The organism is Pseudomonas sp. W2Aug9 (assembly GCF_023127755.1).
GTDB lineage: Bacteria > Pseudomonadota > Gammaproteobacteria > Pseudomonadales > Pseudomonadaceae > Aquipseudomonas > Aquipseudomonas synxantha_A.
This window is the reverse complement of sequence record NZ_SPKL01000020.1, coordinates 424,891-448,961: the sequence shown is the minus strand read 5'-3', so window position 1 is coordinate 448,961 and position 24,071 is coordinate 424,891. Positions and strand designations below refer to the sequence as shown.

Below are 24,071 nucleotides of genomic sequence, written 5' to 3'. Positions count from 1 at the left end.
TTTTCGATGCTGTTCATGCATACCGCTCTGGAGCCTGTGTATTCGCTCGCATAGTCCAAAAAGCTATTAAATTGTGCATTTATAGTATTTAAAGTTTTGTTCGTGCTGTGCCTATTTTTTGCTCCCCAGGCGACCGTCGCCCACCAGGAGCTGCGCTTATGAAACTGCCCTTCAAACGTCTGATCAGCCTGTTCGCCGGTACCGCCCTGGCCGGGCTGGTGCATGCCGCTGACCTCAAGGAAATTCGCATCGCCGTGCCCGACCTCAGTGCCGGCAGCCAGCACAGTGGCGGCGGCATCACCGACGTTTTGCGTGAACAGCAAATCTATGAAAAAGCCTTTGCCGACCAAGGCATCAAGATCCAGTGGAATTACTTCAAAGGCGCGGGCCCTGTGATCAATGAAGCCTTCGCCAACGGCCAGGTGGACCTCGCCTATCTGGGCGACCTGGCGGCAATCATCGGCCGTTCCAATGGCCTGGATACGCGGCTGCTCAGCGCCACAGCACGTGGGGTCAAGCACTACCTCGGGGTGGTGCCGGGTTCAGGCATCAAGACCCTGCAAGACCTCAAGGGTAGGCGCGTGGCGGTGTTCCGCGGCACGGCCAGCCAGTTGTCGTTCGACAGCGCATTGGCCAGCCAGGGCTTGAGTGAGAAGGACCTGAAGGTCATCAACCTGGACTTCAATGCCGCCAGCGCTGCGTTGGCCGCCAAGCAGATTGACGCAACCTGGGGCGGCTCCACTCTCACGGCGTTGCAGGCCAAAGGTTTGGCAGAAATACCGCTGACCACCAAGGACCTGGGCGATGCCGGCAGCATCCAGGCCGTGCTGGTGGGCAGCGCCAAGTTTGTCGACGAACACCCAGATGCTGTGGCCAAGCTGCTCAAGGCCCAGCAGCAAGCAGTGCGGTGGTTGACCGATGACAACAACAAGCAGGCCTATATCGCGCTGGTGTCGGGGTTGGCCAGTTACCCGCCGGTGATCCTGACCAATGATTTGAAAGACCAGAAACTCAGTGAGATTTTCCCCTCGACCCTGGACCCGGTGTTCCTGGGCAAATTGCAGGATGCGGTGGATTTGGCCTCGAAGGAGAAGCTGATTCGCAAGTCGTTTCAGGTGAGCGATTGGGTGGCGCCGGGTTTGGTGGCGGCGGGGCTCTGAGCTTGTCGGTGCCTGGGCTATCGCTATCGCAGGCAAGCCAGCTCCCACACTTGAATGTGTTCACCGCTCAATGTGGGAGCTGGCTTGCCCGCGATGAGGCCCTTCAAACCGCCACACTTACCTGCTGACTATCCACCTCCACCAACGTCTCGATCATCGCCTTCGCCGCTGGCGACAACCGCGACCCCGTGCGACTGACAATCCCGCAACGCGCACTCATGGTCTCCATATTCTGCGGCAGGTTGCGCCAATGCAGCAGCACCAGCGAACCGCTGGCCACATCCTCGGCGAACGCTTCCTCGGTGCCGACGCCGATGGCGTTGGATTGCAGCACAATCTTCACCAGCGCCGGGAAGTGCTCGGTCTGGATGCTCGGGGAAAAATCCATGCGCCCACTCAGGTTCGCCAGCAGTTTGCGAATACCCTGGGAGATCAGCGGCGCGGCCAGCGGATAGTCGAACATATCGTTGGTCGACAGGCTGTCCTTGGCCAGCAACGGGTGCCCGGGGCGGCAGAAAAAGACGCCGCGCTTGGGTGTCAGTGCGCGGGTCTGGAAATTCGGGTCGGCCTCGAACTGACGGATGTCGGCGATAAAGAATTCGATCTCTTCACGGCTCAGGCTGCGGCTGAGGGTTTCCCAGTTGTCCACCTGGAAACTCGTGCGGATTTTCGGGTGGGCGTTGATAAATCGCGCCACCGCATCCGGCACCAACTTCACCGCTGGCGCGGGGCCGCAGCCGAAGCGCATGTCGCCGGCGTCGAGCTTGGTCATGCGCGTCACTTCACTGCTCAGCAGCGCTGCGCCGTGCACCAGGCTCAGGGCGTGCTGCAACACCACCTGGCCTTCCGGCGTAGGGCGCAGGTCCTTGTGGCCGCGGTCTACCAGCACGCAACCAAACTCCTGTTCCAGCCCTTGGATGCTGCGGCTGAACGCTGGTTGGGTGATGCCCATGGCGTCCGCCGCACGCACGAAACTGCGGTGTTCGTTGAGGGCGATGAAGTAGCGCAGTTGGCGAAGATCCATATGCTTTCCCGGCATTTTAAAAATAGGTCGAAGGCATTTGCGACCGAGCAAGCTGAGGTTTTAAATGCAAGCTCTTATTCCGTCAACGAAGCATTGATTCATTTGCTAGATCTAAAATGCATATGGATAGAGCGTTGCTGGAAAGCATCTCCACCATCAGCAGGCACATGAGGGTCATCACAATGAGCAACGCCGCATTAGCTGTTCAACCCATCGCCCACGCGCTCGACATCCACCCGGTGGCCGGTCGTATCGGCGCCGAGATCCGTGGCATCAAACTGTCTGGTGACCTGGATGCCGCCACCGTTGAGGCCATCCAGCAGGCACTGGTGCAGTACAAGGTCATCTTCTTCCGCGAACAAACCCATCTCGATGACCAGAGCCAGGAAGCCTTCGCCCACCTGCTTGGTGAGCCGATTGCACACCCTACGGTGCCGGTGCGCGACGGCACGCGCTTTCTGATGGAATTGGATGGCACCCGTGGTCAGCGCGCCAACTCCTGGCACACCGACGTGACTTTCGTCGATGCCTACCCGAAAGCTTCGATCCTGCGTTCGGTGCTGGCGCCAGCGTCCGGCGGCGACACCGTCTGGGCCAATACCGCCGCCGCTTACAACGACCTCAGCGTCGAGCTGCGTGCGTTGGCTGACCACCTATGGGCGGTGCACAGCAACGAATACGACTACGCCGCACGCAAGCCGGATGTGGCGGTGGAGAAGCTGGAGGAATACCGCAAGGTCTTCACTTCGACAGTGTACGAAACCGAACACCCGGTGGTGCGTGTGCACCCGGTCAGCGGTGAGAAAACCCTGCTGCTGGGGCACTTCGTCAAGCGCCTGAAAGGCTATTCCCAGGCGGAGTCGACCCAGCTGTTCAACCTGCTGCAAGGCCACGTCACGCGTCTGGAAAACACCGTACGCTGGCGCTGGAATACCGGTGACGTGGCGATCTGGGATAACCGTGCCACCCAGCATTACGCGGTGGACGACTATGGCACCCAAGAGCGCATCGTGCGCCGGGTCACGCTCAAGGGTGATGTGCCGGTGGGTGTGCAGGGGCAGCGCAGCCAGACCACGAAAGGTCTCTAAGCCGGTTGGAGATCAAAATGTGGGAGGGGCGGTGCGACGATTCGACTTGCTCCCGATAGCGGAGTGTCAGTCACAGCATCTTTGACTGGCCCACTGCTATCGGGAGCAAGCCCCCTCCCACATTGGATTTGTGGCGTTTACCAGACGCCGATTTGCACCACTTTTTCCGCCTCCGGCTCCCCATAGCGAAACCATTGCCCGCGCACTTCGATCTCGGTGTGGCTGATGGTGGTACGCCGCTTCAACCCACGCAGCCATTCGAACAGATAACCCAAGTGAGTCTCGCGCACCTGGGCATAGGCGGGATCGCTGCCTAGGTCGTGGATTTCCTGCGGGTCGTTTTCCAGGTCGAACAGCTGCGGGCGAAAGCCGTCATAGGCCAGGTACTTCCAGCGTTCGCTGCGCACCATGGTCATGCGGCAACGGTCGATGGGCTGCGCCAGGCGTTCCCGGGCCGGGGCCTGGAAGGCGTAGTCGTATTCGGCAATGGCGTAGTGGCGCCAGGTGGGTTGCTCGCCGTGCAGCAGTGGGATCAGCGAGCGGCCTTCGAGGCGATGGTCGGCGGCGGGCAGGCCCAGAGCGTCGAGGAAGGTGGGCAGGGCGTCGATGGTTTCCACCAGGCGTGCGTCCACGCTGCCACGGCTGACATCGGCACTGGCCCGTGGGTCGCGCACGATCAAGGGAACACCCACCGCAGGCTCCAGCAAAAACTCTTTTTCACCGAGGTAATGATCGCCGAGGAAGTCACCATGGTCGCTGGTAAACACGATCAGCGTGTCGTCCCAGCGGCCAGTGCTTTGCATGAAATCAAACAGCCGCCCGAGTTGATCGTCGATCTGTTTGATCAGGCCCATGTACGTGGGAATCACCGTCAGGCGCACTTCGTCGCGGGAAAAATTCAGGCTCTCCTGGTGTTGGCGAAACGCCTGGTACACCGGGTGATCGCTGGTGTGTTCAGGTTGAATCGGCGCCTGGATATGCTCGGCGCCATACAGCGCGTGGTACGGCGCCGGGGCAATGTAGGGCCAGTGCGGCTTGATGTACGACAGGTGCAGGCACCATGGCTGCTGCCCCTGCTCGCCGATAAAGTCGATGGCGCGGTCGGTGGTGTAGACGGTCTCCGAATGTTGTTCGGCCACCCGCGCAGGTTTGCCGGCATTGCGCATGTGCCAGCCGCTGAGCACTTCACCGTCTTCACCTTGGGCCGCATTGGCCCAGTCATGCCAGGGGTTGCGACCACCGTAGCCCTGCTCGCGCAGGTAACGGGTGTAGGGCGCGGACTCGCGTTTGTCGTCGAACAGCGGGCTGTCGGGGTAGATGCCGTCGTGGCGCAGGTACGCATCAAAGCCCACCTCATTGAGCGGCTCGGCCTGGGCGCTGTCGGGGTCGATATGCAGGCGTTGTAACGCCTCCACGTTCGGCGTGGCGTGGGTCTTGCCCACCAGCGCGGTGCGGATGCCGTGGGGGCGCAGGTAGTCGCCAATCGTCAGTTCTTCCAGCGGCAGCGGTACGGCGTTCCACGCCACCTGATGGCTGCTGACGTAACGCCCGGTATAGGCCGACATGCGCGAGGGCCCGCAGATGGTGCCTTGTGTATAGGCCCGACTGAAACGCACACCGGCAGCGGCCAGGCGGTCGATATTCGGCGTGTGCAGATGGGCATGGCCGTAGCACGACAGATAGTCGCGACGCAGTTGGTCGCACATGATGTAGAGCACGTTGCGCACGGGTTTTGGTTCAGACATGGAGGTTTACCGGACGAAGGACAGGAGCGTTTTTTCGCCGTTCGCAGGGTGTGCTGGCAAGTGCATTTGAGGTCTGGATTTTATGCAGGGAATGCATGGGTGTGGCTGCTGGCGCCATCGCAGGCAAGCCAGCCGACACTCATCTACCTGACGCCCCACGATCAGCCTGTGGGAGCGGGCTTACTCGGCGAAGGACCTGATGTGAGCAGCCAGCTCTGCCAGCTCTTTATCGTCTTCCCCGGTCCCGTGCATCGGGAATAATTTGGCGTGCAGATGATCGACGCCGTAACCCTCCAGAATCATGCCCGTTCTAGCCACACCTTTTAGCGCTTCGTCCAAAAGCTGCGCCGTCTTCTTGGCTGCGATGACCAAGTCACACAGCGCGGTGTCCGGTTCGGCAAACGCGTAGCTGCCGTGATGGGTTTTGGGGATAACGACACTGAACCCCGGCGTGTTGGGAAATATGGAGAGAAAGGCTATGTGGGTCTGGTCTTCCCATAGGAGGTGGCGGGCCTCCGTTCACCACTGACTCAGACCGCAATATTTTCCAACGCATAAGCATCCTCGTCCCTCTCATCAATCTCCTTGATCTGCTCAATCATCGCCTCCGCCAACGGCGACAATCGATACCCCGCACGGCTGACAATCCCGTAGCGGGTGTAACGCTCCTCCAGGTTTTCATCCAGGCCATCGATCTTCAAACACACCAGCTCGCCCCGCGCCATGTGCAGCACATCGCTGTTGGCGCTGACGATGCCGATGGCATCCGAGCGCAGCACCACGCCCATCAGGCTATAGCCGTTTTCGCACTCCACATTGGGTTGGTAATCGGGCCGGCCGCTGAGGTCGGCGATGACCTTGCGCAGGTTCGGCGGGCGAATGGTGACCGCCAGCGGATAACTCATCAGTTCATCGGCGCGGATGCTTTCGCGGCCGGCCAGGGGGTGGCCGGCGCGGCAGCAGAAATACCAGCGACGGGCGCGCAGGCGGTGGGTGTGGTAGTCGGGGTTGGCTTCGAAGTGGCGAGTGTCGGCGACGAAGAATTCGAACTCTTCGCTGAGCAGGCGTTTGCCCAGGCTTTGCCAGTCATCCACCTGGAACTGCACGCGGGCCTTGGGGTAGCGCCCGATAAAACTGCCGATGGCGCGCGGGATCAACCCACCTGCCGGGGCCGGGCCGCAGCCGAAGCGCAGCTCGCCGGCTTCCAGGCCGTTGAACTGGCTGATCTCGTTGGCCAATTGCTGGGCGCCGCTGACCAGGCGCCGGGCATGTTCGAGCAGTACCTGACCTTGCTTGGTGGGCGCCAGGTCCTTGCGGCCACGGTCTACCAGCTGGCAGCCGGCGCTGTGTTCAAGGGCCTGGATGCTGCGACTGAACGCCGACTGCGACAGGTTCACGGCCAAGGCTGCCGCGACAAAACTGCGTTGCTCGGCGAGGGCGATGAAGTGGCGAAGCTGGCGCAGATCGATATGCATTTTTCACATCAAAAATATCCGGGAAATGCATTGGCTATGCATTAGGTCGACTCCTTATAAAGGCTATCTCTTATGCAGTAAATGTTCGTAAAAACATAAATAAATAACCTTTAGGAATATCTGGCGACGGATATCTCCGGGTTCTGGAGCCGCTTATGAGTCTGTTCAAGTCCTTGCCGCTGGCGATGCTGGTGGCCGGTAGCAGCAGTTGGTCGCCTTCCCAGGCCGCTGAAACACCCGCGCCTGCCGGCAAGGGCGAAAGCGCCAGTGGCCAACTGGAAACCGTCACCGTGACCGCCCGGCGGCGTACCGAAAGTGCCCAGGCCGTGCCGACGCCCATGAGCGTGGTCGGTGGGCAGGCGCTGGAAACCCAGCGGGTGTACCGCATCCAGGATTTGCAGCAACTGGTGCCCAGCGTCAACGTCGCCTACATGCACGCGCGCCAGTCCAGCGTGTCGATTCGCGGCCTGGGCAACAACCCGGCCAGCGATGGCCTGGAAGGCAGCGTGGGGTTGTACATCGACAACGTCTATCTCGGGCGCCCGGGCATGGCGGTGTTCGACCTGATGGACATCGAGCAGCTTGAAGTACTGCGTGGCCCGCAAGGGACGTTGTTCGGCAAGAACACCACCGCCGGGGTCATCAACATCAGCACCCGCGCACCGAGCTTTACGCCGGAGCGCAGCATCGAAACCTCTCTGGGCGAGGACGGTTATTTCCAGACCAAGGGCACGATCTCGGGCCCACTCACCGAGGACCTGGCAGGACGTTTCTCGGCCTATCGCACCCGCAGCGACGGCGACATCAAGAACGAGCACGACGGCCATGAGCTTAACGGCGGTTCGCGCCAGGGCTTTCGCGGGCAACTGTTGTACAAGCCCAACGAGGCGTTCAACCTGCGCTGGATCGGTGATTACAACGAAGAAGATTCCAGCGCCGGCACCCGCGTGTTGTACAGCACCGGGCCGACCATCAATGGCACCAACCTGTATCAATCCCGGGCCAACGCAGCGGGGGCGACCCTGGTGGATGGCACCCATCGCAAGGTCAACCTGGACAACGACCAGCATGTCACCGTGTTCCAGGGTGGTACCTCGCTGGAGGCCAACTGGACGCTGCCAAACGACTTCACCCTGACGTCGGTGAGTGCCTATCGCTGGTGGAATTTCACCCCACGCAATGATGACGGCCTCAACGTACCGGCGTCGTATAACGCCGGGGTTTCGGTGGAAGATAAGCAGTGGTCCCAGGAGTTTCGCTTGGCATCGCCTACCGGCGGCTTCTTCGATTACGTGCTCGGCGCCTATTACTTCGGCTCCGACCTGGACAACAAATCCTTCGCCTATTACGGCCCCAAGGCCGATATCTGGAACGGCACGCCGAACGGCGCTTTGAGCAATGTGAGCAGCGTCGGCAACGGGCATATCCGCACCGACAGTTTTGCCCTGTTCGCCCAAGGCACCTGGCACCTCACCGAGCGCCTGGATTTCACCGCCGGCCTGCGCGGCACCTACGAAGAAAAGAGCGCCTGGGTCACGCGCAATGCGCCGCTGGGCGGTGCTGCGGTGAGCGGTGCGGCTGCCACTGCACGGCGGGGGCGCACCGGGGCGTATGACTCGGGCGACCTGACGCAGTACAGCGCCACCCCTTCGGGGCTGCTCAACCTCAGTTATCACTTCAATGACAACCTGCTCGGCTACGCGACGCTGTCCCACGGCGAGAAGTCTGGTGGGGTCAACCTGGCGGTAGGGTCTGCGCCCACGGCCGGTGCCGACTCGTTACTGATCGGCACCGAGCGCGCCAACAACGCCGAGTTGGGTTTCAAGAGCACGTTGTGGGACCGCCGCCTGCAACTCAACGCCAACCTGTTCTGGACCCAGGTCAACGGCTACCAGACCAACGCCTACGACCAGGACAACCGCGTGCAGTACCTGACCAACGCCGGTTCCGTGCGTTCGCGGGGCGTGGAAGTGGAAAGCACACTGGTGCCGATCAAGGGCCTGACCCTGAATATCAACGGCTCGTTCAACGACGTGAGCTACCTGTCGTACAAGGATGCACCGTGCCCACCCGAAACCAGCCTGCGCCCTGGTGCTCCGGCGTCCTGCGACCTCACGGGCCATCAAGTGGTGGGCGCGTCCAAATGGATCGCCAACGCCAACGGCGAATACAAATGGAACCTGGCTAACGGTTTGGAACCCTACGTCACCGCCAGCTACGCGTTCCGTTCCAAGGCGGTGGGCACGGTGGAAGATTCCGACTACGGGCAGATCCCGGCGTATGCGGTGGTCAACCTGTCCACCGGCCTGCGCGGTAACTATGAGCAGGGGCAGTGGGACGTGTCGCTGTGGCTGAAAAACGCCTTCGACAAAACCTACTACACCACCCTGTGGACCGGCGGTAACGGCGGTTACGAGGGCCTGTTGGGCACGCCGCGCACCCTAGGCGTGACTGGGCGCTACGACTTCTAGGTCAGTGCGATAGGTGGCCGGGCTGAACACCCGCGTCACCAGCAGCATCGCCATCACCGTCACTGTCAGCACCACCCAGGCGCTGACAAAGTTGCCGGTGAGCTCGCGCAGCGCGCCGGTCAGCCACGGCGAAAGTGCATTGATCAGAAAGCCTACGCCTTGCACGAATGCTGCCAGTTGCCCGGCTTGGCGTGGGTCGCGGTGGTGGTCGAGGGTCAGCAGCAGGCTCAGGGCGAAACACGCGCCCAGGCCGAAGCCGATCAGCGCTACCCACAGGTGCGGGAATTGCTGTGGCGCCATCAGCAGGCCGAGGTAGCCGACCGTTTGCGCCAGCAGGCTGATGCTCAGCAACGGGCGCCGATCAATCCCACGTTGCGCCAGCACCGGCATCAACAGTGCGGCGATCACCTGGAAGATGGTCATGAACGCCAGCAACGAGCCGCTGGGCAGCACGCCCCAACCCAGTTGCTGATAGTAGGCGGGCAGCCACGCGACCATGCTCATGTAGCCACAATTGACCAGGCCGAAATACAGCGCCAGCAGCCAGGCACGCCGGTTGCGCAACCCTTTGAACGCAGGTGCCTGTTGTGGGTTTCGCGCGGCACCCAGCGGCAGCCAGGCCCATAGCAGCAATGCCCCCAGCGCCGGCAACAACCACACCCCCAGGCCCGCCTGCCATTGCTGGAAATGCATGGCCACCACAGGGCTAAGCAGCGCCGCCAGCCCACCACCGGCCATCAGCGAGGCCGAATACACGCCCATCGCCACCGGCACGCGGTGATGAAATTCGCGCTTGATCATCGCCGGCACCAGCGCCTGGATCAGCGCCACGCCCGCGCCGCCGAGCAGTGCGGTAACCAACAGCGCCGAAGCCTGGCCCATCAACCAGCGCGCCAGGCACGCCAGTAGAATCATTAACAAGCCCAGGGCGATGCCGCGACGCTCGCCCAAGCGGGCTTCCACCCGTACGCCCACCAATGCTACCAACCCCATGCAGATCACCGGCAGGCTGGTGAGCAAGGCGCTGCTCTGGAAGCTCAGCCCGGTGGCCTGGCGAATCTCGCCGAGCAACGGGCTAATGGAGCTGAGGATGGGGCGCAGGTTCAGGCCGAGCACCACCAGCAGGCCCCAGCCGGCAAGGGATTTATTCAGGGTCATGCAGAGCTTTCCACTGGTGATACAGCGCAGTCATTGCGCTGTCGGGCAGGTGCTGGATGGGCAGGCGTTGCGCACCGATGGGCAAGCCGACCTGTTGGCTAATGGCTGCGGTCGACAGGCCGAACGGCTCGGCCATTTCGTTGCTGGCGGCAAACACCACCCGTTCTACACCGCACAGGTACATGGCGCTCAGGCACATCGGGCAAGGCTGGCCGCTGGCGTAGATCACGCAGCCGTCCAGGCGTGCACCCAGTTGGCGGCTCGTTGCACGGATCGCCAGCAGCTCGGCGTGGGCGGTGGGGTCCTGGGTCAGGTGGATCTCATTCACGGCTTCCACCAGCACTTCACCGTTGCGCGTCAGCACCGCGCCGAAGGGTCGGCCGCCTTGGGCAACGTTGGCGCGGGCCAAGGCGATAGCGCGTTGCAGGTGTGGTTGATCGTTGGTCATACAAGCCCCCCCGGGCGCGATGAAAGGTGAAGTATGGTCAGCCACTGGGGTATGCTGAAATTAAATATAAACATGCCAATCAGTGGCAAACGCAATGGTGATGACGTTGTTCGATCCCGTGTTGTTGCGCAGTTTTGTCGCCGTGGTGGACTGCGGCAATTTCACCCGCGCTGCCGAGCGCCTGCATTTGACCCAGTCCACTGTCAGCCAGCAGATCCGCCGGCTGGAAGACGCAGTGGCTTGTCAGTTACTGGACCGCGACCAGCGCCGCGTGGTGGCTACCGCCGAGGGTGAGCGTCTGCTCGCGTATGCGCGCCGCATTCTCGCACTGCACGAAGAAGCCGCTGACGTGCTGATCAACCAGCAGAGCGACGGTGTGTTGCGCCTTGGCGTGCCGGAGGACTTTGCCGCCGAGCGCCTGATGCCGCTGCTTTCAGCGTTTGTCGTGGCGTATCCACGGGTGCGGCTGGAAGTCACCAGCGGTCTGGGCCCTGAATTGCAGCGCCAGTACCGGGGTGGTGAGTTCGATGTGCTGCTGGTCAAGCAGATGGGCGACAGCGACGACTGTGTGGCGTCGTGGCCGGAGCCCTTGTATTGGGTCGACAGCCTGAGCACCCCGGCGCTGGGCCGCGATCCGCTGCCGCTGGTGGCTTTCCCGGTGGGCGGCTTGTACCGCAACGACATGCTTCACCATCTTGAGCGGGCCGGCTGGCGTTGGCGCATCGGCTACTCCAGTGCCAGCCTGGCCAGCGTGTGTTCAGCGGTGGCGGCAGGCTTGGGCATCAGCCTGTTGCCGGAGCGGGTGTTGCAACCGGGCCATCGCATACTCGACCCAGAGAGTGGCCTGCCGCCTGTCCATGGCGTGCGATTGGCCTTGTATGGTCGCAGTGGCCTGGGCGCAGCGGGCCAGAGTTTGTTGGGAGAATTGCTGGCGTTATGCAGTGGGAACCCGCACTGAGCCATACCTTTGCTGAATATTTTGTATGCCTTTAAAGCATTGAAAAACAAGGGTTTGGTGCCAGGCCCCGAGCCACGTGGCTTTGACGTAAGCGGTTGTTTTATTTATGCGTTTTTGTTCTATGTATAACTTTAAAGATTACTTTAAGAGATAAGTGTCAGGCCCCGATGATTCAGCCCTCGACGGGGCTGCACGCTGGCCCGTCGGTTTTTCAAAACCGTAGGGAGTGAATCAATGGGCAATGTCCAGACCGCCGCCAGTGCACCCGAGGCGCAATGGCGCCAGGCACCGAGTGGTGAGTTGGTCGACCTTGGCCGGCCGCATCGCGCGCCGTTGGGGCAATTGCGCCTGCAGAAGACCCCGAAGCGTTTTTCCAGCCGCCGCGAAGGGATTTTGCTCGGGTTGCTGGTGTTGGCGCTGCACGGCGCAGTGATCTATTGGGTGAGCCAGAAACCCACGCCGGTGCTGCCGATTGTGCCGCCGGAAATTCCGCCGATGACCATCGAATTTTCCCAGCCGGCGCCGCCGGTGGTTGAACCGCCACCACCTGTACCGCCACCACCGCCGCCCCCTGTAGTCGAGCCACCGCCGCCGGTGGTGGATGAGTTGGCGGCCAAGCCGGCGCCGCCCAAACCTATTGTGAAACCCAAGCCCAAGCCCAAGCCCGCGCCGAAACCTGAGCCCAAGCCGGCCCCCAAACCCGTCGAGCAGCCGCCTGCGCCACCGACGCCAGCCCCACCTGCTCCGCCCGCACCCGCGCCGGTGACGCCGGCTTCGGCCAACGCCGCGTACCTGAAAAACCCGGCACCGGAGTATCCGTCACTGGCTCAGCGTCGCGGTTGGGAAGGCACGGTGTTGTTAAGGGTGCATGTGCTGGCCAGCGGTAAACCGGGCGAGATTCAGGTGCAGAAAAGCAGCGGGCGCCAGCAGCTCGATGACGCCGCACTGGCCGCCGTAAAGCGCTGGAGCTTCGTACCGGCCAAGCAGGGGGATGTGGCCCAGGACGGCTGGGTCAGCGTACCGATCGACTTCAAGATTCATTAATTATTCGGGCGCGGTGTGCACACGCCGCGACCTGCACAAGAGGGAAAACATCATGGCATTAGCGTCTCCACTTGAATCCATCGAAAGCGCGGTGATCTGGCTGCTGGTGATCTTTTCGGTCGCCACCTGGGGCCTGGCGTTGCTCAAGGGCGTGCAGTTCGGTCGCCTCAAGGCCCAGGATCGCAAGTTTCACAAACAGTTCTGGGCGGCATCGAGCCTCGATTCAGCCGCCGAACTCGCCGAAACCCAGCCCGGCGCCGCCGCGCGCGTGGCCCAGGCCGGCTATGGCGCAATCCAGGTGGGCGATACCCCTCACGCTGCGGATCTAAGCCAGGCGATCAATCATCAGGACCGCCTCGAACGCGCCCTGCGCCAGCAAATCGTGCGCGAGCGCCGCTCCCTGGAGACCGGCCTGGCTGTGGTCGCCAGTATCGGCAGCACCTCGCCGTTCATCGGCCTGTTTGGCACCGTGTGGGGCATCATGGAAGCGCTGAAGGGGATCAGCGCCGCCGGGTCCGCCAGCCTGGAAACCGTGGCGGGGCCGATTGGTGCGGCGTTGGTCGCGACCGGTGTGGGGATCGCCGTCGCGGTGCCTGCGGTGCTTGTCTACAACTATTTCCTGCGCCGCCTGAAGCTGACAGCGGCAGACCTGGATGACTTTGCCCACGACTTCTACAGCCTGGCGCAGAAGAACTCATTCCGCGTGCTGTTGCACCCGACACTGACCAAAGCCAGCGCCGCCAGCCCGCAAAAAGTGAAGGAGGCGTCCTGACATGGCCTTCTCCACGCAAGACAGTGATGAGGTGCTGAGCGAGATCAACGTCACGCCCCTGGTGGACGTGATGCTGGTGCTGCTGGTGGTGTTTATCGTCACCGCGCCGTTGTTGACCAACTCGATCCCGATCAACCTGCCCAAGACCCAGGCCGTGGCGCCTGTCGAGCAGAAAGACCCGCTGGTGGTGAGCATCGACGGCGCGGGAAAACTGTTTATCAACAAGGACGAAATCCAGCCGGACCTGCTGGAATTCAACCTGCAGGCGGCCAAGGCCAAGGACCCCGATGTGCGGGTGCAATTGCAGGCTGACGATGGAGTGAACTACGGCGAAGTGGCACGCGCCATGGCGTCGATTGAACGTGCGGGGATTACCAAATTGTCGGTGATTACCGCACGTTAGTTTCATCCGCCGCGACACGTTTTTTAGGCCGTTTCCTTGGCAGGGTGCGGCCTTTTTTTATTTTGTGGTTACAGTGTTTATAGAGGAAAAGAATTTTCACGTATTTGAATATTTCTGGGCGTGCAATTCACAACAGTATGATTACTCTAGTCGGCGCATGGAGAAATTTAACTAATGGAGAAGTTGCATGAACGTACGCTTTCCTATTCATTCGGTAAGTGCATTTGTTAACCCACAATTAACTCCCCCTCAGCTCGAAGAAACCCCCACTGCAAGGATTTATTCGCGGCCTGATAGGCCGGGTGTGCAGCATCCGCTTCCCAAAAAATCATTAAGTCGCGCTGATTATCGAGAGAGTAAAGCGCCAAAGGCCGGGGCGCCGGTGTTGAAACCAAACCCTGAAATAGATGCTTATATCAGCACACACTCTTTTGACTACATTTCTCCCGAGAAAGAAATTTCGACGATACTCTCGGCGAAAATAAAACAACATTGGGGCGTCGACGTTGATCCTGATAAAACGTATCTGGTTACGTTTAAAGATAATGGTAAAGATGATAAAGATGTTGTGGAAAAAATAACGCTGACACAAGCGGCGTTGAAAAACAGACAAGATGTAACGATTGAGGATAATGAGGGCTGGTTTGTAAAGATTGCCAAGTATTTTTCGCCGGCAGTTTATATTTACAATAAAGTTGACGGTTGGGTGCAGGAAGCACACAGTCGACAAGCTATTTACCGAGAGCCGAGTTCCCCAGGTTCTGCGCTGTATAGTGCAGACACTCAAGTGTCCATTCCTGTTGAAGACTTCAAAGCCTTGGTCTGGGATACAGACCGAACCAAACTTTACAAGAACACCCTTGACGGGTTTTGGGACAAGCACAGTAGTTCCTATGCTTCATTGAGTAAAATATCCTTTGTTAAAGCGATCAACCTACAGCGCTTGGAAGGCACGCTTGGCCCAGTCGAGGCGGCACTCGCCCAGAGGGCGTTGGGGCCTGTTGCGCAAAAGCAATGGTCCGAGCTGACGGTTCAGGACTTTTCAGCACCTGCCGTCAAGGATCCGAACCTGGATATCGGGTTGCTGAGCATCAATGGCCTGCAGTCAACCGACTTGATGTGTGTGACCGATCGCAAAACCCAGCTGACCTTGCTTTACATCCCTGGTAACTCCTCGCCGATACATCGTTTCGATAACCCACAGCAAATGAATATCTGGCTGGCCAAGCAAGCCACTGATCCTGTGAAACTTGAATCACTGCTGACCCATTTTTCCCTCAAGGACCAGGCCCAAAAGCTGTTGGCAGACGGTGTGCGTCAATCCTTGGACGGGATGGCACATTGGTCCAATGCGCAAGTATCTGGCAACGGCTTCCTTGCAAGGATCAACGGCTGGGTGCCCGATCGCTTTATCTCGGTTGAGCCTTTGCGCAGCGATCCTTTTGAAGCGGTCAAGGTCCGGCAAAAGGCGCGGTCTTATTCGGATGCAGAAAACGCGATCGTCAGCGATGGTGACTACACCAAGAACAAAGTCTTGCAAGGTGTGGAAGAGGCCACGAAGGTTGCCATGTTCATGACGCCTCTGGCATTGGTCATGCCGGAAGTAGCGATAGGCTTGGATGTTTTTTTCATGGCAGCCGGAGCCACTCAAACAGGTATCGGTATTGATGATGCCGTCAAAGGAAAGGCCACGGGTTCTGACCGGATTGTATTTGGAGTACTGAACGCGATACCGCCCTTGGTCACCCATGCGGGGGCGCCGCTGGCGAAAGCGATGACAGAGAGAATGGCCAACGGGGGCGTTACAGCAGGGGTTGATGCAGCAGCCCAGGCGCCCACTCAAGTTGCTGAACAGGAGCGTCCATTCTTCAATCCCCCACGACGGGTCAATGGGCATATCGGCTACCCAATGGGGCCTACTACGCCTCCCGTTATCCTCGATGAGTTCACGGTCCCCATGGACGACGTGCAGCGAATGTTTTCTCAGGACTACATGGTTTTTGTCGGGCAGTACGGTACTAAAGTCACTTATGACGTTGAGGCACGCCTCTGGCGTGGGCTCAACGAAGATGGTCAAGTGAATGATATATTCTATTGGCGTAATGGCCGAGGAAGATGGTTAGGTGGTACTAAAACCGAAGCGATCGAAGGGAATAAGAGCGTACCTCCATCAGTTATAAATAAAACGCTTAAGTTACCACGGTTGCCGTCGCTGCCGTCCGGTACGACAGAAGTGCCCAAAGTCATTCATTATTTTTGGGCTGGCAATGAAATGCCGGAGCATTTAATCCAGAACATTATTGAGAACGCCAGGAAAAGCCCGGGTTACAAGTCTGTTGTTCACGTGGATGCAAACAGCGGGAGCGCGTTTCAGAAAATAAAATCTGCTCTGGATCACAAAGTGGGTGGGCTGGAGGTGCATGATCTGAAAGAGGATGAAGCTTTTCGAGAGCTAACGTCAAGTAAATATGGAGAGATGTATCAGTATTTTAGATCGGGTCAAGGGCAAAATTTAGCGGCTTCATCGGATGTGATGCGCGTTGCACTGATAAAGAAGCACGGTGGAATATACCTGGATACGGATGACACGCTGACCTTCAACGTGGGGGATGTCACGCTGAAAGCCACACCAAGTGATCTATTGATGAACTCGCCCATTACTTATGAGGGAGCGGATTTCAATGGGTTCAATACAAGTAATTTCGCAAGCCATGCAGACAATCCATTATTTGACAAGATTCTGGAGGAGTCATATCAGCGGTTCAAAGCCAACGAGTCGTGGTTTAACAATAATCGTCCGTTTTTAAGAGAAGGTTCGACAGACATAGAACGGCAAGCCTATAAAGAGTACGAGACGAAAATCTTCGAGGTTACCGGGCCGAGAATGTTTGGTGATGTAGTGGCGCAAGAGGAATATGGTTTTTTCCCGTTTGTTGATGACATGACTGAACTTTTGAATGCGCGTCTTCTTTTGCCCGAATATTTCGGAAAAAAGTACATGGAAGTACGCGATTTCTATATGCCCATGAATCGTAAGTTTGGGGTCGATATCGGCTCGGAGCACTCTATGCATCATTCTCGTTGAGTCGGTATAGCGGTAGCGGTCGTTGAGCATTGGGTTATCCAACTCAACATTACCGGCCCCCCGATGCCATGGCGTCGGGGGGCACAATGGTTGGGTTTCCAGGAATGTGGAAGGGAGTCGGATTCGAATAAATGATGTGATGAGCTTTTGGTTATTAATAAATTCCTTTTTATTCCTTATTTGATTGTTGGGGCGCCCCTATACTGGTCAGCAACGTTAAAAGCTGCAGGAGGGCACACCCATGCACAGCGAGTCGATTCGTTATCTGATCGTGCCGGGCTGGCAAGGATCGCCAGAAGATCATTGGCAAACCCATTGGCAGCACAGCCTGCCCAACAGCGCTCGCGTGGAGCAGGCCGATTGGCTGACGCCGCGTCGAGAGGATTGGGTAGCTGCACTGGCTGAGGCGATTGCCGCCGACAGCACACCGGTAATCCTGATTGCCCATAGCCTGGGATGCATCACCGTGGCTCATTGGGCGGCCACTGCCCCCGTGCATTTCTTGCGTCAGGTTCGCGGCGCCTTGCTGGTAGCCCCAGCCGATGTCGAGCGCGCAGCCTGTGCCCCGGCCCTGCGTAACTTCGCACCAATTCCCACCGACCTGCTGCCGTTTCCCAGCCAGGTGGTCAGCTCCGACAACGATAGCGCCGTCAGCGCGCCCCGGGCTCTTGAGTTGGCGCGTCAGTGGGGGGCCGAAGCCGGCATTTTGTCCGGCGCCGGGCATATCAATGTGAAGTCCGGCCACCGCCGCTGGGAGCAGGGTTTCGCCTATCTCTATCGCCTGCAGAGCCGCCTCGAGCACCATGCTCGGCGTAGTGCCTGATATTTTTTAACGCCCCGTCCCTGAGTGGATTGGGGCGGGAGCCTGCCATGAGTTTGCATGAAACCTACGGCCAGCCTTTGCTGACCTTTCCCGATGCCGAAAAGAGCCCACTGAGCATCCGCGCCAAGGCGTTGGTGTTCGTCGACCCACGCTCACGCCAACTGCGTGAAGAATTGGAAAGCCTTGCGCCGCGCGCCTTACCCGTATTGATCCGCGGTGAAACCGGCAGTGGTAAAGAACTGCTGGCGCGACACATCCACCGTGGCAGTGACCGTACTGGCCTGTTTGTCTCGGTCAACTGTGGCGCCATCAGTCCTACCTATGCGGATGCCGAGTTGTTTGGCTATGCCGCCGGCAGCCACAGCGGCGCAGCGAGCAGTCGGGCTGGCTGGTTTGGCTCTGCCAACGGCGGCACCTTGTACCTGGATGAGATTGGTGACTTGCCGTTGCCGATCCAGGTGAAATTGCTCGCGGCCCTGGAAAATCATGAGGTCACCCGCGTCGGTGCCCATCAGCCCAGCCCGGTAGACGTACGTCTGGTGGCCGCTACCAGCATCGACCTGGCCCAGGCTGTGGCCGTTGGCAAGTTTCACGAGCGCCTGTTTCATTACTTGAGCGAAGGCCGGCTGGACCTGCCGGCGTTGCGCGAGCGGGTGGGGGATATTTTGTCTCTGGCCGAGTATTTTCTCGGCATCTACAGCCAGCGCCTGGACCTGCCGGTGCCGCTTATCAGCGACGCCGCTCAACAGGTACTGGAGCGTCACACCTGGCCGGGCAATACCCGCGAACTGGAAAACGTCATTCACTTTGCCTTGCTGGTGAGCAGTGGCGATGAAATCTTGCCCGAGCATTTGAACCTGCCGGTGGCCGGCTCGCCGCTGGAGCAAGTGCGACGAATTTTTGCCAGCGCCGGTGCGACCGAGCGCGAATCGCTGCGTACCTTCCTGTATGAACAAAATGGAATATCAACGTGAATAAAAGATATTGTTCGGGAATAAAAAATCTAGGTATTGTCCTTCCTACGCCGCGATAGCATTTCGCTGGCACCTCACATAAAAAATGGTCGTTAGAAAAGGACACTGCATGAAAAAGGTTCTGTTGTTTACCGCCCTGGCGGCTGCCCTGACTGCCGGCTTCGCCCAGGCCAACGAAAAGCTGGTGGTAGCGGCCACGCCGATTCCGCACGCTGAGATCCTGGAGTTGATCAAGCCGACCCTGGCCAAGGAAGGCGTGGACCTGCAGATCAAAGTCTTCACCGATTACGTGCAGCCAAACGTGCAAGTCGCTGAGAAGCGCTTGGACGCCAACTACTTCCAGACCCTGCCGTACCTGGAAAACTTCAACAAGGGCAAGGGCACCAACCTGGTCACGGTAGTCGGTGTGCATGTTGAACCCATCGGCGGCTACTCGAAAAAGATCAAGAAAATTGAAGATCTGAAAGACGGCGCGACCGTGGCCATCCCGAACGAAGGCTCCAACAGTGGACGCGCCCTGTTGCTACTGCAGAAGAACGGGCTGATCACCCTGAAAGACCCGACCAACGCGTTGTCCACGCCAAAAGACATCAAGGACAACCCGAAAAACCTCAAATTCAAAGAGCTGGAATCGGCCCTGCTGCCACGCGTGCTGGATCAGGTTGATCTGGATGTGATCAACACCAACTACGCCCTGGAAGCCGGCCTGAACCCGGCCAAGGACGCGTTGATCATCGAAGATGCCAAATCCCCTTACGTGAACTTCCTGGTAGCGCGCCCGGACAACAAGGACAGCGACGCTATCCAGAAACTGTCCAAGGCCCTGACCAGCCCGGAAGTCAAAGCTTTCATCGAGAAGAAGTACAACGGCGCAGTCGTGCCGGCGTTCTGATGTAACTCAAAACCCCCTTCAAGGTTTCAACGCCGACGGCTACTACAGCGTCGGCGTTTTTTTTGTGGGAGGGGGCTTGCCCCTCCCACATTGATCGCCCTGGCGAAGGTTAGTTTTTTGGGTGATATCAATATGCTATTTCGGTATTTAAATTTTGCTTTTTATACCTTTAAAGTTCGCGCTACCCGACGTTATCCACGTCGGAACGGATTGCGCTCGCAGCATTACCCATGCGGCGATATGGACTGCACATGACCTTCGATTTCGCTTTTATCCTCAGCACCTTGCCGGCGTTCCTGCAAGCGGTGGGCGTAACCCTGCAAGTGGGCCTGATCGCCATCGGCACCTCCTTGCTGGTGGCGCTGATCAATGCAGCCTTGTTGGTGTTTCGCACGCCGTACCTGTCACGGCTGGTAGCGTTGTATGTGGAGCTGGCGCGGAACACGCCGCTGTTGATCCAACTGTTTTTCGTCTACTTCGCACTGCCGGCCCTGGGTTTGAATATCTCCGGGTTCTGGGCGGCAATCATCACCATGACCTTTCTCGGCGGCGCCTACCTCACTGAAGTGTTGCGCGCCGGTGTGGAAGCGGTGCCGCTGGCGCAGATCGAGTCGGGCAAGTCCATTGGCCTGTCCGACTGGCAGCTGTTGCGCCATGTGATTCTGCCCCAGGCCGGCATCCTCAGCCTGCCGGCGCTGTTCGCCAATTTCATCTTTCTGCTCAAGGAAACCACGGTGGTTTCCGCGGTGGCGGTGCCGGAGATTCTCTACACCACCAAGAGCTACATCGCCCTCTACTACAAGACCTACGAGATGCTCACCGTGCTGACGCTGATTTGCGTGCTGCTGTTTTTGCCGTTGTCGTTGCTGCTCAGCCGTTTGGAAAGGAGGCTCCAGCATGGCCAGTTCGGGTCTTGAGTTGCTGTGGGTGTCGTTGCCACAACTGGGTAAAGGCGCTGCGCAGACCCTGTCGATTTCGTTTTTGAGCATCGCTTTCAGTACGGTCGGCGGCGTGCTGTATGGCGTGCTGCGCACCTTGGATAACAAGGTGATCAACGGTGTGCTGCGCATCTACCTGGAGCTGTTCCGGGCGATTCCGGTGCTGGTGTGGTTGTACCTGCTGTTTTTCGGCCTGCCGATTTTCTTTGGTGTGAGCCTGCCGAGCTTCTGGTGCGCGGTACTGGTGTTGTCGCTATGGGGCGCCAGCGAAGTCGGCGAGGTGGTGCGCGGTGCATTGCATTCGCTGCCGCGTGGCCAGCGTGAAGCGGGCTTGTCGATTGGCCTGTCCGACCCGCAGTTGTACGGCTACGTGCTGCTGCCCCAGGCCCTTAAACGCATGACGCCGCCGACCATCAACGTCTACACGCGCATCATCAAGACCAGTTCCCTTGCGGTGCTGATTGGCGTGGTGGATGTGATCAAGGTCGGCCAGCAAATCATCGAGCGTACCTACGAGTCGGTATTGATCTACGGCGCGCTGTTCCTGTTTTTCTTCTTTATCTGCTACCCGTTATCGGCCGCCTCCAAGGTGCTGGAACGGCGCTGGGCCCACGCATGAGCGCATTGATCGAGTTCCAGGGTTTCAACAAATTCTTTGGCCAGGCGCAGGTGCTCAAGGGCATCGACTTGAGCGTGCAAAGCGGCGAAGTGGTGGTGATCCTCGGCCCCAGCGGCTGTGGCAAAAGCACCTTGCTGCGCTGCCTCAATGGGCTGGAAGTCGCGCACAGCGGCAGCCTGCGGTTTGCAGGCGTTGAGCTGCTGGATAAAAACACCGACTGGCGCCAGGTGCGCCAGGACATCGGCATGGTGTTCCAGAGCTACCACCTGTTCCCGCACATGAGCGTGCTCGACAACATCCTGCTCGGCCCGCTGAAAGTGCAAAAGCGTGACCCCCGCGAGGCCCGTGAGCAGGCGCAAAAACTGCTGGAGCGCGTGGGCCTGGCCGACAAGCGCGACGCGTTCCCGCGCCAGCTCTCCGGCGGCCAGCAGCAACGCATCGCCATCGTGCGTTCATTGTGCATGAACCCCCAGGTCATGCTCTTTGATGAGGTCACGGCGGCTCTTGACCCGGAGATGGTCAAGGAAGTGCTGGAAGTGATCCAGGGCCTGGCCCGCGATGGCATGACCCTGCTGATCGTCACCCACGAAATGGCCTTCGCCCGCGCCGTCGCCGACCGCGTGGTGTTCATGGAGGCCGGTCGCATCCTCGAACACAACACCCCCGAGGCATTCTTTACGAACCCGCAGACCGCACGCGCGCAGCAGTTCCTGGAGAAGTTCTCCTTCGTTTCAACACTGCCCAAAAAGATCAAGGAACTGGAGCTGATATGAAAAAGTTACTGCTGCCACTGTTTGCCGTCGCCTTGCTGGCCGGCTGCGATAAAAAGGCCGAAGAGCCGGTAAAACCCGCGGCTGTCAGCTACATCGACAAAATAAAAGCGCGGGACAAGCTGATCGTTGGCGTCTTCACGGACAAGCCACCGTTTGGCTTTGTCGATGAGGCTGGCCGCTACGTCGGCTTCGATACTGACATTGGCCGTCAATTCGCCAAGGACCTGTTGGGCGACGAAAACAAGGTGGAGTTTGTCGCCGTTGAGCCCGCCAGCCGCATTCCGTTCCTGCAAAGCGACAAGGTCGACCTGATTCTCGCCAACATGACGGTGACGCCCGAGCGCAAGGAAGCGGTGGACTTTACCAACCCCAACCTGAAAGTCGCGGTGCAGGCCCTTGTACCGAATGACAGCACGGTAAAAAGCCTGGATGACCTGGCCACTCGCACCACCATTGTCACCACCGGCACCACCGCCGACATCTGGCTGACCAAAAACCACCCGGACTGGAAGCTGCTCAAGTTCGAGAAAAACTCCGAGTCGCTGCAAGCGCTGTCGGCCGGGCGTGGCGATGCCTATGCCCAGGACAACCTGGTGCTGTTCAGCTGGGCCAAGCAGAACCCGGGCTACCGTGTGCTGGAAGAAAAGCTGGGTGATGAAGCACCGATTGCTCCGGCGGTGAAGAAGGGCAATACCGAACTGCGCGACTGGGTGAATGCCGAGCTGGCAAAGCTGGGCGAGGAGAAGTTCCTGCTCAAGCTCTATGACCAATATGTGCGCAAAGAACTGAGCGATGACACCAAGCCTGAAAGTGTGATTGTTGAAGGCGGGAAGTGGCAGGGCTGAAACCTGACTTTTTGTGTTGGCTGCACCGGCCTCATCGGGAGCAAGCCCCCTCCCACACTGGATCGGGTTCACACATTCCGATGTGTGAATACAGGTCAAAATGTGGGAGGGGGTTTGCTCCCGATGAGGCCGGTACAGTCACCACCTACTCCGGCCAATGCCAGGCCGGCCCATCCAGAATCCCTTGCCCCACGATCCGCGTTTCCCCCAACACCTTCTCCAGCACAATCGAATTGCACCCCTCATCCTGCTGCAACGCCGCGATCAAGCGGCTGGCATGGGACACCACCCACACCTGGCACTGCTTCGACGCTTCGATAATCAGGCGCGCCAAGGCGGGCAGCAGGTCCGGATGCAAGCTGGTCTCAGGTTCGTTCAGTACCATCATGGTCGGTGGGCGTGGCGTCAGCAGCGCTGCGATCAGCAGCAGGTAGCGCAGGGTGCCGTCTGACAGTTCCGCCGCCGACAACGGCCGCAGCAAGCCTTCCTGATAGAACTCAATGGCAAAGCGTCCGCCTTGCAACGGTTCAATGTTCAGGCGCGCCCCCGGGAATGCATCGCTTACGGCACGTTGCAGCGCCTCGGGGTCGCCGATCTCGCGGATAGTCTGCAACGCGGCCGCCAAATCGCGGCCATCGTGGTGCAACACCGGCGTACGCGTACCCAACTGGGGCTGGCGCACTGGCGCGTCCACGTCGCTGCGAAAGTGATCATAAAAGCGCCAGCCACGAATGCTTTCACGCAACAGCAGCACTTCCGGCGAGCCGCGCAGGCTGCCGACCTGATCGAACAGGCTGTGGTAGTTGGGTGTGTGCTGCGCCAGTACATCCCAGGCACGGCCTTCGCGGGCACGCACCATGGCACCTGAGCGCTGCACCAACAGGCTGGCCGGGCGGTAGATGTGGCCGGCCCAGATGCATTCCTTCTTCACTTCGGGGTCGAGGCTGAAGAACGACGAGGTTTTTTCCGGCAATCCCAGAGAGATTGCGTAGCTGAAATCTTCGGCGGCAAACCCCAAGCGCAGGCGTTTGACGCCTTGGCGCACATTGGATTCGATCGGTACTTCACCAGTGCGCATACGCCGGCTGATGGTTTCCGGCCCGGCCCAGAAGGTCGAATCCAGCCCGCCTTCACGGGCCAGGGCATTGATCACTCCGCCCTGGGCGGTTTCTGCCAGCAGGCGCAGGGCCCGGTACAGGTTGGACTTGCCGCTGCCATTGGGCCCGGTGATCAGGTTCAAGCGGTCCAGCGGCACTACCAATTTGTTGATCGAGCGGTAATTGGCCACCGCGAGGGTTTTCAGCATATGCATTTAATCGGCTGGGGAACCATTGGAGTATGGGATCCTCCATGCAGATAAGGAACCCTGATCTAAG

At 59.3% G+C, this 24,071-nt stretch carries 21 protein-coding genes and 1 pseudogene; 15 read left to right on the top strand and 7 right to left on the bottom strand.

Features of this window, described 5'->3' with window-relative positions:
• Positions 1–158 precede the first annotated feature (158 nt).
• Positions 159–1,160, top strand: a complete 1,002-nt coding sequence (locus E3O56_RS15655) for an ABC transporter substrate-binding protein (RefSeq protein WP_248128514.1) — start codon at positions 159–161, stop codon at positions 1,158–1,160.
• 103 nt (positions 1,161–1,263) lie between these two features.
• Here E3O56_RS15655 and E3O56_RS15650 read toward each other — a convergent pair whose 3' ends face one another.
• A complete protein-coding gene (locus tag E3O56_RS15650) occupies positions 1,264–2,184 on the bottom strand; it encodes a LysR family transcriptional regulator (RefSeq protein WP_248128513.1) in 921 nt (306 codons plus the stop codon).
• A 182-nt stretch (positions 2,185–2,366) separates the two neighbouring features.
• Between E3O56_RS15650 and E3O56_RS15645 the strand changes: the two genes are divergently transcribed.
• The gene (locus E3O56_RS15645) at positions 2,367–3,272 is read left to right on the top strand and encodes a TauD/TfdA family dioxygenase (protein WP_032878449.1); all 906 of its coding nucleotides are present in this window, start codon (positions 2,367–2,369) and stop codon (positions 3,270–3,272) included.
• Positions 3,273–3,409: 137 nt separating this feature from the next.
• Here E3O56_RS15645 and E3O56_RS15640 read toward each other — a convergent pair whose 3' ends face one another.
• The 3 genes and pseudogenes from E3O56_RS15640 to E3O56_RS15630 form a co-directional block, all read right to left on the bottom strand.
• Positions 3,410–5,017, bottom strand: coding sequence for an alkaline phosphatase family protein (locus E3O56_RS15640; protein WP_248128512.1), 1,608 nt, complete (start codon positions 5,015–5,017; stop codon positions 3,410–3,412).
• 180 nt (positions 5,018–5,197) lie between these two features.
• Positions 5,198–5,524: pseudogene (locus E3O56_RS15635) on the bottom strand (HIT domain-containing protein); the annotation flags it as partial.
• A 23-nt stretch (positions 5,525–5,547) separates the two neighbouring features.
• Positions 5,548–6,492, bottom strand: a complete 945-nt coding sequence (locus tag E3O56_RS15630) for a LysR family transcriptional regulator (protein WP_032878447.1) — start codon at positions 6,490–6,492, stop codon at positions 5,548–5,550.
• A 155-nt stretch (positions 6,493–6,647) separates the two neighbouring features.
• Between E3O56_RS15630 and E3O56_RS15625 the strand changes: the two genes are divergently transcribed.
• Complete coding sequence (locus E3O56_RS15625) at positions 6,648–8,963, top strand: TonB-dependent receptor (protein WP_248128511.1); 2,316 nt, start codon at positions 6,648–6,650, stop codon at positions 8,961–8,963.
• Here E3O56_RS15625 and E3O56_RS15620 read toward each other — a convergent pair.
• Together E3O56_RS15620 and E3O56_RS15615 are read right to left on the bottom strand one after the other, a co-directional pair.
• Positions 8,934–10,121 (bottom strand): CynX/NimT family MFS transporter, encoded by a 1,188-nt coding sequence (locus tag E3O56_RS15620; protein ID WP_248128510.1) that lies wholly within the window; start codon positions 10,119–10,121, stop codon positions 8,934–8,936. The two genes, E3O56_RS15625 and E3O56_RS15620, sit on opposite strands and share 30 nt — an antisense overlap.
• Positions 10,108–10,569, bottom strand: a complete 462-nt coding sequence (locus E3O56_RS15615; protein ID WP_248128509.1) for a nucleoside deaminase — start codon at positions 10,567–10,569, stop codon at positions 10,108–10,110. Before E3O56_RS15615 ends, E3O56_RS15620 begins: the two co-directional genes overlap by 14 nt.
• 106 nt (positions 10,570–10,675) lie before the next feature.
• Here E3O56_RS15615 and E3O56_RS15610 point away from each other — a divergent pair, with 106 nt between their 5' ends.
• The 12 genes from E3O56_RS15610 to E3O56_RS15555 all read left to right on the top strand — a co-directional run bounded on the left by E3O56_RS15610 (position 10,676) and on the right by E3O56_RS15555 (position 22,695).
• Positions 10,676–11,527, top strand: coding sequence for a LysR substrate-binding domain-containing protein (locus E3O56_RS15610; protein ID WP_248128545.1), 852 nt, complete (start codon positions 10,676–10,678; stop codon positions 11,525–11,527).
• 234 nt (positions 11,528–11,761) lie between these two features.
• Positions 11,762–12,571 carry an energy transducer TonB gene (locus E3O56_RS15605; RefSeq protein ID WP_248128508.1) on the top strand — a complete coding sequence of 270 codons (810 nt, stop codon included), beginning with the start codon at positions 11,762–11,764 and terminating at the stop codon, positions 12,569–12,571.
• A gap of 49 nt (positions 12,572–12,620) precedes the next feature.
• Positions 12,621–13,343: a MotA/TolQ/ExbB proton channel family protein gene (locus tag E3O56_RS15600; RefSeq protein ID WP_248090774.1), complete on the top strand. Its 723-nt coding sequence runs from the start codon at positions 12,621–12,623 to the stop codon at positions 13,341–13,343.
• A 1-nt stretch (position 13,344) separates the two neighbouring features.
• Positions 13,345–13,746, top strand: coding sequence for a biopolymer transporter ExbD (locus E3O56_RS15595; RefSeq protein WP_034125467.1), 402 nt, complete (start codon positions 13,345–13,347; stop codon positions 13,744–13,746).
• A 187-nt stretch (positions 13,747–13,933) separates the two neighbouring features.
• Complete coding sequence (locus tag E3O56_RS15590) at positions 13,934–16,831, top strand: DUF6543 domain-containing protein (protein ID WP_248128507.1); 2,898 nt, start codon at positions 13,934–13,936, stop codon at positions 16,829–16,831.
• 241 nt (positions 16,832–17,072) lie between these two features.
• The gene (locus tag E3O56_RS15585) at positions 17,073–17,654 is read left to right on the top strand and encodes an alpha/beta hydrolase (protein WP_032878440.1); all 582 of its coding nucleotides are present in this window, start codon (positions 17,073–17,075) and stop codon (positions 17,652–17,654) included.
• Positions 17,655–17,701: 47 nt separating this feature from the next.
• A complete protein-coding gene (locus tag E3O56_RS15580; RefSeq protein ID WP_148854254.1) occupies positions 17,702–18,628 on the top strand; it encodes a sigma 54-interacting transcriptional regulator in 927 nt (308 codons plus the stop codon).
• A gap of 109 nt (positions 18,629–18,737) precedes the next feature.
• Positions 18,738–19,520: a MetQ/NlpA family ABC transporter substrate-binding protein gene (locus tag E3O56_RS15575; protein ID WP_032878438.1), complete on the top strand. Its 783-nt coding sequence runs from the start codon at positions 18,738–18,740 to the stop codon at positions 19,518–19,520.
• Positions 19,521–19,771: 251 nt separating this feature from the next.
• The gene (locus E3O56_RS15570; RefSeq protein WP_103734005.1) at positions 19,772–20,437 is read left to right on the top strand and encodes an amino acid ABC transporter permease; all 666 of its coding nucleotides are present in this window, start codon (positions 19,772–19,774) and stop codon (positions 20,435–20,437) included.
• Positions 20,418–21,077, top strand: coding sequence for an amino acid ABC transporter permease (locus E3O56_RS15565; protein WP_248128506.1), 660 nt, complete (start codon positions 20,418–20,420; stop codon positions 21,075–21,077). The genes E3O56_RS15570 and E3O56_RS15565 overlap by 20 nt, the downstream gene beginning before the upstream one ends.
• Entirely contained in the window at positions 21,074–21,850 is a 777-nt protein-coding gene (locus E3O56_RS15560) for an amino acid ABC transporter ATP-binding protein (protein WP_005783763.1), read from the top strand. Before E3O56_RS15565 ends, E3O56_RS15560 begins: the two co-directional genes overlap by 4 nt.
• Entirely contained in the window at positions 21,847–22,695 is an 849-nt protein-coding gene (locus E3O56_RS15555; RefSeq protein ID WP_122734780.1) for a transporter substrate-binding domain-containing protein, read from the top strand. Before E3O56_RS15560 ends, E3O56_RS15555 begins: the two co-directional genes overlap by 4 nt.
• 145 nt (positions 22,696–22,840) lie before the next feature.
• On the opposite strand, the gene E3O56_RS15550 is transcribed toward E3O56_RS15555, so the two are convergent.
• A complete protein-coding gene (locus tag E3O56_RS15550; protein ID WP_032881152.1) occupies positions 22,841–24,001 on the bottom strand; it encodes an AAA family ATPase in 1,161 nt (386 codons plus the stop codon).
• Between the last annotated feature and the right edge of the window lie 70 nt (positions 24,002–24,071).